We start from the raw sequence: 12,301 nt of genomic DNA, 5'->3' as shown, positions 1-12,301 counted from the left end.
AGCGTACGCCGCCTCGTCCAGCCGAGGGCAGCTCCAGGAACGGATACAGAAAACAAACGCGAAAGGTTTTGACCCACGGCATCCAGGCATGACACGGTGGAGGAGCTGGTAAGCCATTACCGGCTGCCCATCTGGGACAACTCCCAGGAATGCTGCAAGGCGCTACGGCGCGAAAGGAAAGTTATGACGACTGGTACAGTCAAGTGGTTCAACGATTCCAAAGGCTTCGGCTTCATTTCACCGGCCGATGGTGGTGATGACGTCTTCGCCCACTTCTCCGAAATTCAGGCGGAAGGCTTCAAATCCCTGCAGGAAGGTCAAACCGTCGAGTTCGACGTGACCCAGGGCAAGAAGGGCCTTCAGGCCTCCAACATCAAACAGCTCGCCTGACCCACTGTCACGCGAGAGAACCATACGGTTCGAAAATCGAGGCCCGCTCCGGCGGGCCTTGTTCGTGTTGATCAGTTCGTGCTGATCAGCGAGCGAAATCGGGAATGCGAAAGCGTCGACGATAGGCGCTCGGGGCGAGGCCGGTCGTGCGCTTGAACAGACGCCGGAAGAAGGCCGAATCCTCGTAGCCGACCCGCCAACTGATCTCCTCGACCGAGGCCTCGGTACGCTCGAGCCGGCGCTTGGCGTCCTCGATACGCAAGCGCTGTACGTAGGCAATCGGGGTCAGGCCGGTGGCGCTGACGAAGCGCCGCTTGAAGGTGCGCTCTGCCAGTGCCGAGCGCTCGATCATCGCCTCCACCGGGTGGGCCAGCGCAAAGTGCTCAACCAGCCACTGCTGCCCACGCTGGATCTCGCCATCGCCATGGTCCGTCTTGGCGGCGAACACCAGGTAAGGCGTAAGCCCATCCTGATGCCACTGCAGCGCGAACAGTCTCGCCACCTCCTGTGCCGTGGTTGCGCCGGCATAGCGCGCGATGAGATAGAGCGCCAGGTCGTGCCAGCTCATCGAAGCGCCCGAGCTCACCAGTTCCTCTTGCTGACCGGCAATCACCAGCACACGCTCAGGGTGCGTCGATACAGCCGGATAGCTGGTCATGAACGCCTCCGCATAGCCGAAGTGAACCGTGGCCTCCTTGCCGTCGAATAGCCCGGTTTCGGCCAGCAGGAACACACCCGAGCATGCCGAACATAACACGGCGCCGCGCGCATGTACGGCGCGCAGCCATTCGACCAGATGGGGATAGCGCCCCTTCTCCCAGCCCTGGGCCGGGAGCAGTACCGAGGGAACGATGACGATGTCGCTACTCTCGATGCTGTCAATGGAGCGCTGGACATCGATCGGCACGCCACTGGCCAGCTTCAGCGCTCCCACGGTCTCCCCACGATCTCGATATGAAACGGAGCCGGGGCATTTGGCGCTACCAAGCCCATCAACGCCACGCCGTTCATGACGTCGAAGAGACCGGCAAGCGTGGAGACCACGGCATCGGGCAGCGCCACGAGGCTGACGTGCCGTGGGCTCGCCTCGTCAGGGATGGCTGATCCGGTCATGACGCCATGCGCCTCTCGGGTAGGAAGATTCAGTGTGGCACAAACGAACCGATTGCGGGCGAATTAGGCTCTTCTGCGAGTAGCGCTGCGCGGCGAAGATGAGCAGGACGCTAGACCCCCACACAACAAGACAGGAACCGCACTGGATGAATGCTCCCGCAATCGATCAAAGCAAGCTTGAATCCTTCGTCGCTCAGGCCGTTGGCGACCTCTCCTCCGCCTATGGCGGCGTCATGGTCAGTCTGGGTAGCAAGCTCGGCCTGTACAAGGCCATGGCAGGCGCCGGGCCGATCGGCGCCAAGGAACTCGCCAGTCGCAGCGGCTGCGCCGAGCGCTACGTACACGAGTGGCTAAACGCCCAGGCTGCCGGCGGCTACGTGGGCTACCACGCCGCCAGCGACACCTACGAACTCTCCCCCGAGCAAGCCATGGTGCTCGCCGACGAGGAGAGTCCCGTCTTCATCCCCCATGCCTGGCAGGTGCCGGCCTCCATGTGGTTTGACGAGGAGCGCACCCTGGAGGCGTTTCGCACCGGCAAGGGTGTGGCCTGGGGCGACCACGATAGCCGCCTGCAGTGCGGCGTGGCGGCGTTCTACCGCAACGGCTATCGCGCCAGCCTGGTACCGGAGTGGCTGCCCGCCCTGGAGGGCGTGGTCGAACAGCTCGAAGCCGGCATTACCGTGGCCGACGTGGGCTGCGGCCACGGCCACTCGACCGTGCTGATGGCCAAGGCGTTCCCCAACTCGCATTTCCACGGCTTCGATGTTCACCCGGCCTCGATCGAGGCCGCCAGGCAGAACGCCGCCGCGGCGGGCGTTGCCGATCGTGTTAGCTTCGAACTCACCCAGGCGGTGACCTACCCCGACAAGCAGTACGGGCTCATCTGCTTCTTCGACTGCCTGCACGACATGGGCGACCCCATTGCCGCCGCCCGCCACGCCGAACAGGTGCTGGCCCCCAATGGCACGGTACTGCTGGTCGAGCCCTACGCCCAGGACAAGGTCGAGAACAATCTCTCCGTCGTCTCGCGCCTGTACTACGCCGCCTCCACCACCATCTGCTGCGCCCACGCCATCTCGGAAGGTGGTCATCTCGTGCTCGGCGCCCAGGCCGGCGAAGAACGCCTGGCCGATGTGTTCCGCCAAGCGGGCTTCACTCACTTCCGGCGCGCGGCCGAAACGCCGTTCAACCTGATTCTCGAAGCGAGGCGCTGAGTGCCACGGGCCCGCCTAGGCGGGCCCCATTCTCACTGCCCTACGAGTGGGCTCTACACCGACCAAAGTTCCGGATAAAGGCCGAGGCACACAGTTAATTGCTGCGCTGCATGGCGCACTTGTACCTGAAGGGTGCCACCAACGATACTCTGGCGTGCTACACGGGAACGCGCCACAGCCAGCGAAGCGAGCGATCGCCTAACTCCTCTTTCTGCCGCCCACCTGGTTGAGCGAACTTACAGGAAGGCCTTGCCCCCCTCCCCTTTCCACAATCGAAAACGCAGCCCCGGCTCGGCCTGCTCGGCCGTGAGGCGCCAGCCATGTGCCTGTGTGATCTCCTGGCAGATGGCCAGGCCGAGCCCTGCGCCATGGTCACGTCGATGCGGCGCACGCCAGAAACGCTCGAACAACATGGGCAGTTGTTCTGGCTCGACACCAGGGCCTTTGTCCCGCACGGTCAACATATCACCCTGGAGTTCCACACTGACGGAGGTGTGCGCGGGCGCATGCTGGATGGCGTTTTCCAGCAGGTTCTTCAACAAGGTGAAGCACGCCGCGCGATCGGCCTTCCACTTAATGTCACCGACGGCACGCACCGCCACGTGCACGTCGGCGGCTTCCGCCATGCGCTGTAAATAGTGGGCGGCCTCATGGGCGACCTCCGCCATACCAACGGTGGCAAAGCGGTAGTTGTGCGCCTCACTGGCTTCGGCCAGGAGCAGCAGTTGCTGCACCTGGCGCGTCATGTATTCGACGTCGCTCAGTAGCGAGTCGTGGTCGTTCTTGCCAGATTCCAACAGCTCGATCTGGGCACGGATCAGCGCCAGCGGCGTCTTCAACTCATGCGCTGTATGGCCGAGGAACTCCTGCTGCACACGATAGCCCCGCTCGAGGCGCGCCAGGGCTCGATTGAAGCTGTCGACAAGAGGCGCTATCTCAACGGGCACCGCCTCTGTCTTCAGCCTGGCATTGAGGGAGCGCGGCGAGATGGCGGCGGCGGATTCCGACACGTCGCGCAGCGGCTTGAGGGTGTAGCGTAAGGTGATGTAGGCACACAGGCCAAAGGCGACGAACAGGACGATGCTGAATGCCATGATGCCAACGACCATGCGCGGCAAGGCAACCTTATCGAGGATATCCATGAATCTCGCACTAGCGACGAACTGTAGATACCATCGGCGACCTTCATGCTGCAGAGGCTGTGTGGCACCGTAGAAGGTGTTTCCCTCGTGCTCGAAGGTGAAGCTTTTGCGCGACGGGCGAAGCAGGTCATCGCCGGCCGGCCAAAACGCTTCGCCGGCGCTCGAGAAGACCGCCACGTTTCCGCTCTCATCGAGGATCCGATAGGCCGCTTCGCGCTGCGGACCTTCGTATAGCCAGGCGCGGTCGTCCAGGCGAGAGTCGAAGCCGACGGGTCTGCCCTCAGTGTCGAATACGACGTTGTCCTTCAGCGCCTCCACGGCATTGACCAGATCCATCCGCGCCAGGAGATTGGTCTGGATCACTACCACTGCCGCGATCACCAGCAACACGATGCTGAGCGCCATCCCGGCCACGTAGGCCAGCAGTATCTTGAGGCTCAGGCTATTCAGCGGCATCGGCTTCACGAAGCGCATAGCAACCTCCAGCCCTTCGCAGTCAGCGACCCATTTTTTGCCCATCCGGGCAGGTCGGCTAACCATCACCCGATACCTCGCGGATGCTGTCGAGGAGCTCAAGAAAATAGGGATTCCAGGTCAGCCGAGCATGGTACCTTTCCGCTGCGACCTGGCCCCATGCCCCGAACCACAAGTCTTCGGAATTCTCGGGAAGAGGGAGGTCGACCTGGCCATTGTCGAAGATGACATGGCTGCCTTTTTCACCGTAGTAAGAGTTCTCGGGAGCGAATAACACATTCATGTGTGAAAAAGTGCTGATGCGCCGATCGGGTAGATGGCTGGCTAGGGCGGTGACGCGTGGATCGTCAAGGCCCTGCGGGGCATCACCATACCAGACGAAGCGCGACCGCTGGTTGGGAAAGCGGTCTTGAAAGGCATCGAGGGTCGCGTTGGGGTCAAGAACGCTGTCATGCTGACTCATGGTAATCAGGACGGGTTTCTCAAAGCGCATGGCTTCAAGGTTTTTTTGCACGGCACTGACCGAGCGGTAATAGAGGGCTGCTCCGCGTGTTGGAAGAGACTGGTAGGTGGCAATATTGTCCTCTTCATCGACATCCACCCAGTCCCACAAATAGGCAATGAAAGGGGCGAGAAACAGATAACCGTTATCGGGATAAAAGCCTGGAGAAAACAGCAGCAGTCCGGCAATGCTGTCGTCTCTTAGCGCATGTGAGGCGACCAGGTTTCCGCCGGTAGAGAAGCCACCCAACCAAAGTTCTTCGACCTCAGCTGCCAATAGGTTGGCATGATGGGCGACGGCGTTTTCCCAATCATCAAAGTCGGGCAGCATCAGGTCGGCGGGACGGCTGCCGTGCCCGGGGAGCAGGATGGAGCGAACAAGCCAGCCATCATTCGCCAAGGCGTCGGCAATGTCAGCGAAGTACCACGGGCTCGCACCCAGTCCGTGAACAAACAGAATGCCTCGTTTTGCCGGCTCATCGGGGCGTCGTTCGAAAGGCGTATTGAGTTCTATCTCAAGGTTGCGATCTTCATGGAGAAAGACGCGGTTATCGGCAATCCATGCGTGAGTATCGCTCACGTACTGTTCAAAGCTGTCCTGATCGTAGGATGGCAAGCTATCTGAAGGCTGGAAAAGAGGGGAATCCGGCGGCAACGCGCAGGATGCTAGCACCACAAGGGTAAATAGCAGTAGACAAAGACGGGTTAGCATTACCCCTCCATCAAAGTGTGTTTGCCATCTGACACAGTGCCATGTAGGCCAGCAGGATCTTGTGCAGGCTATTCAGCGGCATCGGCTTCACGAAGCGCATAGCCCAGCCCCCTGACGTTGACGATGCGCTGGCGCGAACCGATGGCGAGCAGCTTGCGGCGTAGACGATGCAGGGCCACGTCCAGGGCGTTCGGTGTCACCGCTTCGCTCAGTCCCCACGCCGCCGCCTCCAGCGCGCTACGCCGTACGACCTCTTTCGGCTTGTTCAAGAACAGTTGCATGATGTGCAGCTCCGCCTGGGAAAGCGTGACGCTTCCATCGCCGCTGCACAGCACGCCGCTCTCGGGCCGCAGGGCCAGGTCACCGTGGCAGGCATCGAGCGAGCGGAACGCCACGGGGCGGCGCAGCAGCGCCCGAACACGCGCCACCATCTCATCCATGGCGAACGGCTTGGGCAGGTAGTCATCGGCGCCGGCTTCGAGTCCCTCGACCCGATCGTGCAGCGCATCGCGGGCCGTCAACACGAGGCACGGCACGCCAAGACCGGCCTTGCGCAGTTTGTGCAGCAAGCTGAGGCCATCGCCGTCCGGCAACCCCCGATCGAGAACCAGGGCCTGGTAGGGGATCTGCTGAACCGCCGTCCAGGCGCTATCGATGCGGCCGGCCACGTCCACGGCAATGCCGGCGGCCTCCAGCCCCTGGCGCATTAGCCGGGCCAGGCGGTCATGGTCCTCGATCAGGAGTATGCGGCTCATCAGAAGCGGTACAGGTAGCCAAGGTAGAGACTATTGGTAGTCGAGCGGTCCACCAGCGGACTGTCCTTGATCTCATCCGCCAGGCCCGTCACCTCGACCCCCATGAGCACGGAGTGGTGCCGATCGAACATGTAGACGCCACGCACACCCGCCTCGATATTGACGGCGGACTCCCCAATATAGGCAGGACGGTCGAGACGAGCCTCGCTTTCGCGAACTCCGAAATAGTAGTCGACGTAGTTCTCGTCCTGCCAGCTCGCCCCCACGTGCGGGGTGAGCAGAACACGTTTGCCCAACTGCCACGTTCTCTCCAGGCCAAGACTGACGACCTGGCCATTGCTGTTGCCTGACGCGTCGGCCAGCCACTCGGCGCTGACATCGACGAAACTGCTGCTCCACTCCACCGCGGCCCCCGCCCAGAAGCCGCCCCTGCGCTTTGCCATGCCGTTGAGGATCGGGGCGTCGTCCTCCTCGTAGCCGCTGCCGTCGTACTGGCCGACGATGCCGAAGTTGAGCTGTTGGGAGTCGCCGATATCGAGACCCGGCAGCTTGAACTCGATCCGGGGGCCAAAAAGGTGGATGTACCGGTTCTCGAACTGAAGCAACGGTAGCGGCGTATTGTCCCGTCCGATCCCGGCATAAGGCTCCTGCTCGCTCATGACACCGAGGCCCAGCCCCCAGGTGGGGAAGGACGGCTCGCCATCGGCCGGCGCTTGGGCCTTCGCCGTTACCGCGGCACCCAGGCCAACGGCAAGCAACGCAACGACCGCCACACGCGAGGCGGAACCATGGGAGATCGAGACAAGCGGATACGATGAAGGCATATAGGTTTCTCGCATGATGTGAAAAGAGCGGTCATCTCTCTACTTTCGCAGCCGCCTTCTTACCGAAGACTTACCGGATGCCCTTGATCGCTCCGGGCCTGCTCGTCATCCCGGTGGTGTACAGCTGTGTGGACGATGGCGTGCAGTGGGTCACGAGATCCTTCGGAGTCAGGCGCCTGGGCTCATCAAACATCAACGAGAAAGGATGAGCTGCAACCCGCCTGTGCCTGCGCCAGATCTGCACGGGTGTCGATGTCGAGCGCCCACTCGGCGGGGATCGGAACGCTTGCGGTATGCGCCAGTGACTGGAACACCTGCCTGGCGCCAGCATCGCCCGCCAGGCCGGCCAACCTGCCGAAGACGGACCGATCGAAGATGGCGGGTGGCGAATGGGTCGCTCCCGCCACAGACATGACGGCGCTACGCTCCGGCGTCAGCGCATCACGAAGGTCGATGAGATGCGCATCGGGGACGTTCGGCATGTCGGCGAGCAGCACCAGGGCCGCATCGACGTCGTGAGACTGGCCAGCCTGGCGAATGCCTTCGGCCAGCGAGGTCGACAAGCCCTGCGCCGCCTCCGCATTGACCACGACGGTCCATCCCGCGGCGCGCAGCTCCGTCGCTCGCCCGGCCTGGTCGGGGCCGACCACCGCGATACGGGTGGCAACGTCATGCTCCTGGAGGGCTGCTGCGGCATGACGGATGACGCGCTGCCCCCGGAACTGCGCCAGGAGCTTGTCGTCTCCTTCGAAGCGGCGGGACTGCCCAGCGGCCAGCAGTACCAACGCCGTCGAGCGGAAGGGGAACTGCACCATGCGCTGATAGGCTTCGACGATCTCCGCGAGGACGGAAACGGCCAGCATCGAGGCATCACGCAGCGAAGGCACCAAGCCGACGGGACCGCGGATTCGTCGGACCTGACTCTCGGTAACGCCGGCCGCACGCAGCCTCTCGCAGCGCCTGTCGTGAGTCGCCCTGCTGCCAACGGCCCCGATATAGCAGGTGGGACCGTCAAGAACTTGGGTGAGAAGAGCGTTCTCCCAATCGACGTCATGGAAGGCAAGGAGAAAGGCCGTCCAAGGGTCGTCTTCGAGTTCCGGAAGTGTCGCGGGAAGCGTCAGCGTCGTGATCCTGTCGATTCCCAGCCGCCGGGCGGCCTGGACGTCGGCACCGTCGCGAAGCTGCAGCTCGGTTTCGATTCCACTCGCCGCCGCCAGCCGGGCAAGCGCCAGGCCGTCGGCACCGCGCCCGGCGATGCGCAGCCGGAGCTTGGGCGTGTAGCGGAAGGAGAGCACGTTCGCCCCTGTCGGCGGTCCCAGCCAGAGATCACCCGAGGGCGAAAGATTGAGCGTTACCGGCTGGCGCGAGGCGAGCCGATCACGGCACTCATGCAGCACACCGGCCTCTGCGTTGGGCAGGACACACACCTCGATCGCACCGCCGCAGGGTAGCGGCATGTCGATGAAAGGCGAGCCGTTGCCGTATCTCAGGCGCTCGACCCGACCCGAGCGCAGTGCCTGCCGGGCATGCGTCACGACATCCGCGTCGATGCACCCGCCGGAAATGTAGCCGCAGCTCTCACCCCTGGCGGACACGGCCATCAGGGCACCCGGCAGCCGCACGGCGCCGCCCTCCGTCGCCGTCACGACGACAAGCGCAACCTCGCCCGCCCGGCGCCAGGCAAGCCACTGTCCCAAGACATCCTGTGCATGTTCTAGATACTGATACATAGCGGGCCTCGATAAGTCTGACTTGGCCGGTGCTCAAGCATGATCGGAAAACGGCAGGTGGCGGATCCGCCGCTGCGTGGCGGCAAACAACGCGTTGGCCAGCGCCGGCGCAAGAGGTGGAACGCCCGGCTCACCGACACCGCCCAGCGGAGAGCCGATCTCGACGATGCCCACCGCCACCGACGGCGCCTCGCCGATGCGCAGCAGCGGGTAATCGTGAAAGTTCGACTGTTCCGCCTGGCCATCGCGGAGCGTGACCTTCTGCCTCAGCGCCGCACCGAGCGCATCGATGACGGAGCCCTGTATCTGCGCCTCCACCTGGTCCGGATTGATGGCGCGCCCGCAGTCGATGGCCGCATGGACCCGTTCGACCTGGATTCCCTCGCCGTTGGCCCGTGCCTCGACCACCTGCGCGACGAAGGAGCCGTAGCTCTCGACCACCGCCAGGCCGCGCGCGATGCCCTCCGCCGCCGGCTCGTTCCATCGCGACATCTCGGACACCCGGTCGAGAACGGCGAGCATCCTTGCCTGCCCTTCACAGTGGCTGCGGCGAAACTCCAGCGGGTCGCGCTCCGCTGCCGCCGCGCATTCGTCCATGAAGCTCTCGAAGAAAAAGCCGTTGAAGGAGTGGGCAATCGAGCGCCAGGGACAAAGCGGGATCGGCAGGTCGACCACGGCGTGCTCCACGACGAAGTTCGGAATGTCGTAGTACATGTCCGACAGCCCACCGAGCGAGAAGGGATCGAAGTTCGCCAGGTTGCCCGTTGCCTGCGCCCGCTGCTCCGGGTCGATACCGTATTCCCGTCCCATTTGCGGCCCGGCGACGCGGATACGCATGCCGGTGATGGCGCCGGCGTCGTCCAGGACCGCCCGGAAACGGCACCGCATCGTCTGGCGGTACTGGCCCTGCTGAATGTCGTTCTCCCGCGACCACAGCACCTTGACCGGCCGGCCCTCGACGGCGCGGCTGGCGAGCACGGCCTGCACGGCGATCTCGCCGTGGGTCTTGCGGCCGAAGCCGCCGCCCAGATAGGTCGTGTTGATGAAAAGCTGCTCGGCCGGCAGCTGCAGCGCGTTCTCGAGCGTCATGCGAACGACGTCGTGGCCCTGGGTACCTAGCCACAGCTCCGTCCGCTCCGCGGTGGATTCGGCCAGGCAGTTGATCGGCTCCATGCACGCATGGGCGAGCAGCGGCACCGAATATTCGGCCTCGACCACCCGGCCTTCGGTCGACAGCGTTGCCTCCGCCTCGCCACGCAGAGTGGAAACAGGAACGTCGGGACGATCCAGCGCCTCGCGGAGCAGCCCCTCTATCTCGTCCGTGGAAAGGTCGTCTGCCGGTGTCCGGGTGAAAGTGATGTCGAGCGCGTCGGCGGCCCGCCTGGCCTGCCACCACGACTCCGCCACCACCACCGCGCCGCGCGGCACGCGCACCACGGCGACCACGCCCGGCATGCCGGTGACACTGCTCTCGTCGAACGACTCGACCTCGGCGGAAAAGACCGGGGCCAGCCGGGCGGCGCCATACAGCATGCCTTCGCGCTCGACGTCCATCGCGTACACGGCCCTTCCCGTCACCTTTGCCAGCGTATCGAGACGTGGAATCGAACGCCCGGTCAGCGTTCGCTCGTCGTCGGGGCGCAGGGTCGGCTCCTCCGGCACCGGCAGTGCCATGGCGTCCTCAACCAGCTCGCCGAAGGGTATCCTCCGACCACTGCCGGCATGCACGATGAAGCCATCCTCGGCATGCAAGGTTCCAGGCGCGACCCCGAGGCGCTCGGCCGCCGCCTGCGTCAGCATCTCCCGGGCCTGGGCGGCGGCGTGGCGCAGCGGGTCATGCCAGACACGAATGCCGAACGAGCCTACGGAGCGCATCTGGCCGACGAACGGGACCCTGTAATCGGGCGCCGGCTGCTTCGGCATCTCGACGACGATGCTCGACCAGTCGGCACCCAGCTCCTCGGCGAGTATCTGGGCCTGCCCCGTATGGGTGCCCTGGCCCATCTCGCTGGTGGGCAGCACGAAGGTCACCTGGCCGTTGGTGTCGATACGGATGAAGGCCTGCGAGAGGCCCGCCGCCTCGCCCTGCCCCGCCCAGGCCGGCAGCCTAAGGGGCACGACGAGAGCGGCACCGGCCGCGACGGCACCGGCCAGGAAGGAGCGACGGGTAAGGGAGAAAGCTTGTGGTTTCATCGTTCTACCTTCAGGCCTCGGAGGCACGGTGAATGGCCGCCCGGATGCGCACGTAGGTGCCGCAGCGGCACAGATTGCCGCGCATCGCCTCATCGATCTCCGCATCGGAGGGGCTAGGATTTCGCGCCAGCAGAGCGGCCGCGCTCATGATCTGCCCCGACTGGCAGTAGCCGCACTGCGGCACCTCCAATTCCACCCAGGCCTGCTGGACGGGATGCGAGCCATCCTCGGACAGCCCCTCGATGGTCGTGACGGAACGGCCCTCGGCGCCGGATAGCGAAAAGACACAAGAGCGCACCGGCTCACCATCGACATGGACCGTGCACGCACCGCACTGCGCGACGCCGCAACCGAACTTGGTGCCGGTGAGCTTCAGCTGCTCCCGGAGCACCCAGAGCAGCGGCGTATCCGGCTCGGCGGCAACCTCTACCGCGCGCCCGTTGATCGTGAATGCTGTCATGAAGGTTTCTCCTCAGCTGGCTACTAGTTCATGGCGCTTGGCTCAGTGCGCGTTGAGCATCTCGACCGCCTGATCGAAGTGCCCATCGCGCTCCGCCCAGCGCAGGAAGTTGACCCGCTCCACCAGGATTTCCCTGGGTGTCGGCTGTTCGCCAAATAGCGCCATGGTCTCGTCGATGAAGTCATCGAGGGGCATGTAGCCTTCACGGGCCGACTGGCCAGGCGTGAGTTCTGTCTGCACCGCGGGAGGCGCGAGTTCGATGACCTCGACCTTGCCCCTGAGCTGTTCGCGCAGGGAGACCGTATAGGAGTGGATCGCCGCCTTGGTGGCGTTGTAGGTCGGCGTACCGCTCAGCGGCACGAAGGCGAGGCCGGACGAAACGTTCACGATCGCCGCGTCCGGTTGGCTTGTCAGGTGGTCGGTCAGCGCATCGGTCAGCCGGATCGGCCCGAGCAGATTGATGACGACGGTCTGCTCGGCATCGCGCAGATCGCGGGTCCTGGTCAGGTCCTCGCGGCGCATGATGCCGGCATTGTTGATCAGGACATTGAGCCTCGGATGCTCGGCGACGACACGCTCGGCAAAGGCCGCGAGGTCATCCGGGTCCTCGACGTCGACCACCATGGCGAGCATGTCGCCACGGCCGGCAACGGTTTCCTCCAGCGTCTCGAGGCGCCGCCCGGCGACGATGACGACGTTACCCAATTCGTTGAAGCGCCGGGCAAGCTCCCGGCCAATCCCGGAGCCACCCCCGGTGATGAGAATGGTGTTTCCTGAGGTTTTCACTGCATCT

12 protein-coding genes are annotated in these 12,301 nt (G+C 64.1%); 2 read left to right on the top strand and 10 right to left on the bottom strand.

All coding sequences use genetic code 11. The features are described from left to right. Positions 1-183 precede the first annotated feature (183 nt). Positions 184-390, top strand: a complete 207-nt coding sequence (locus EKK97_RS03820; protein ID WP_159555673.1) for a cold-shock protein — start codon at positions 184-186, stop codon at positions 388-390. 85 nt (positions 391-475) lie between these two features. On the opposite strand, the gene EKK97_RS03815 is transcribed toward EKK97_RS03820, so the two are convergent. Further along, positions 476-1,324, bottom strand: a complete 849-nt coding sequence (locus tag EKK97_RS03815) for a GlxA family transcriptional regulator (protein WP_201297003.1) — start codon at positions 1,322-1,324, stop codon at positions 476-478. Then, a complete protein-coding gene (locus EKK97_RS23575; RefSeq protein WP_201297002.1) occupies positions 1,312-1,503 on the bottom strand; it encodes a type 1 glutamine amidotransferase family protein in 192 nt (63 codons plus the stop codon). The genes EKK97_RS03815 and EKK97_RS23575 overlap by 13 nt, the downstream gene beginning before the upstream one ends. Positions 1,504-1,649: 146 nt before the next feature. On the opposite strand from EKK97_RS23575, the gene EKK97_RS03810 reads away from it, so the two are divergent. Next, positions 1,650-2,717, top strand: a complete 1,068-nt coding sequence (locus EKK97_RS03810; RefSeq protein ID WP_159549271.1) for a class I SAM-dependent methyltransferase — start codon at positions 1,650-1,652, stop codon at positions 2,715-2,717. 236 nt (positions 2,718-2,953) lie between these two features. Here the strand turns inward: EKK97_RS03810 and EKK97_RS03805 are convergent, their stop codons facing one another. The 8 genes from EKK97_RS03805 to EKK97_RS03770 all read right to left on the bottom strand — a co-directional run bounded on the left by EKK97_RS03805 (position 2,954) and on the right by EKK97_RS03770 (position 12,294). Then, positions 2,954-4,333, bottom strand: a complete 1,380-nt coding sequence (locus EKK97_RS03805; protein ID WP_159549268.1) for a sensor histidine kinase — start codon at positions 4,331-4,333, stop codon at positions 2,954-2,956. Positions 4,334-4,391: 58 nt separating this feature from the next. After that, positions 4,392-5,546: an alpha/beta hydrolase gene (locus tag EKK97_RS03800; protein ID WP_159549265.1), complete on the bottom strand. Its 1,155-nt coding sequence runs from the start codon at positions 5,544-5,546 to the stop codon at positions 4,392-4,394. 68 nt (positions 5,547-5,614) lie between these two features. After that, the gene (locus EKK97_RS03795) at positions 5,615-6,301 is read right to left on the bottom strand and encodes a response regulator transcription factor (RefSeq protein WP_159549262.1); all 687 of its coding nucleotides are present in this window, start codon (positions 6,299-6,301) and stop codon (positions 5,615-5,617) included. After that, the gene (locus EKK97_RS03790) at positions 6,301-7,125 is read right to left on the bottom strand and encodes a MipA/OmpV family protein (RefSeq protein WP_159549259.1); all 825 of its coding nucleotides are present in this window, start codon (positions 7,123-7,125) and stop codon (positions 6,301-6,303) included. The genes EKK97_RS03795 and EKK97_RS03790 overlap by 1 nt, the downstream gene beginning before the upstream one ends. A 185-nt stretch (positions 7,126-7,310) precedes the next feature. Then, positions 7,311-8,855, bottom strand: a complete 1,545-nt coding sequence (locus EKK97_RS03785) for an NTP transferase domain-containing protein (RefSeq protein WP_159549256.1) — start codon at positions 8,853-8,855, stop codon at positions 7,311-7,313. A 33-nt stretch (positions 8,856-8,888) separates the two neighbouring features. Beyond that, on the bottom strand, positions 8,889-11,048 hold the full coding sequence (locus tag EKK97_RS03780) for a xanthine dehydrogenase family protein molybdopterin-binding subunit (protein WP_159549253.1): 2,160 nt from the start codon (positions 11,046-11,048) through the stop codon (positions 8,889-8,891). 10 nt (positions 11,049-11,058) lie between these two features. Beyond that, a complete protein-coding gene (locus tag EKK97_RS03775; protein WP_159549250.1) occupies positions 11,059-11,508 on the bottom strand; it encodes a (2Fe-2S)-binding protein in 450 nt (149 codons plus the stop codon). 42 nt (positions 11,509-11,550) lie between these two features. Then, positions 11,551-12,294: an SDR family oxidoreductase gene (locus EKK97_RS03770; protein ID WP_159549247.1), complete on the bottom strand. Its 744-nt coding sequence runs from the start codon at positions 12,292-12,294 to the stop codon at positions 11,551-11,553. Positions 12,295-12,301: the final 7 nt, after the last annotated feature.

This window comes from Billgrantia tianxiuensis (genome assembly GCF_009834345.1).
GTDB classification, from domain to species: domain Bacteria; phylum Pseudomonadota; class Gammaproteobacteria; order Pseudomonadales; family Halomonadaceae; genus Halomonas; species Halomonas tianxiuensis.
Note: the sequence above shows the minus strand (reverse complement) of the source record. Positions and strands in the feature narration are given on the sequence as shown.

Excerpts from the sequence above, each read along its gene's own strand:
- EKK97_RS03820 (WP_159555673.1), top strand. The coding sequence starts at position 184 with ATGACGACTGGTACAGTCAAGTGGTTCAACGATTCCAAAGGCTTCGGC.
- EKK97_RS23575 (WP_201297002.1), bottom strand. The coding sequence starts at position 1,503 with ATGACCGGATCAGCCATCCCTGACGAGGCGAGCCCACGGCACGTCAGC.
- EKK97_RS03810 (WP_159549271.1), top strand. The coding sequence starts at position 1,650 with ATGAATGCTCCCGCAATCGATCAAAGCAAGCTTGAATCCTTCGTCGCT.
- EKK97_RS03805 (WP_159549268.1), bottom strand. The coding sequence starts at position 4,333 with ATGCGCTTCGTGAAGCCGATGCCGCTGAATAGCCTGAGCCTCAAGATA.
- EKK97_RS03800 (WP_159549265.1), bottom strand. The coding sequence starts at position 5,546 with ATGCTAACCCGTCTTTGTCTACTGCTATTTACCCTTGTGGTGCTAGCA.
- EKK97_RS03795 (WP_159549262.1), bottom strand. The coding sequence starts at position 6,301 with ATGAGCCGCATACTCCTGATCGAGGACCATGACCGCCTGGCCCGGCTA.
- EKK97_RS03790 (WP_159549259.1), bottom strand. The coding sequence starts at position 7,125 with ATGCCTTCATCGTATCCGCTTGTCTCGATCTCCCATGGTTCCGCCTCG.
- EKK97_RS03785 (WP_159549256.1), bottom strand. The coding sequence starts at position 8,855 with ATGTATCAGTATCTAGAACATGCACAGGATGTCTTGGGACAGTGGCTT.
- EKK97_RS03780 (WP_159549253.1), bottom strand. The coding sequence starts at position 11,048 with ATGAAACCACAAGCTTTCTCCCTTACCCGTCGCTCCTTCCTGGCCGGT.
- EKK97_RS03775 (WP_159549250.1), bottom strand. The coding sequence starts at position 11,508 with ATGACAGCATTCACGATCAACGGGCGCGCGGTAGAGGTTGCCGCCGAG.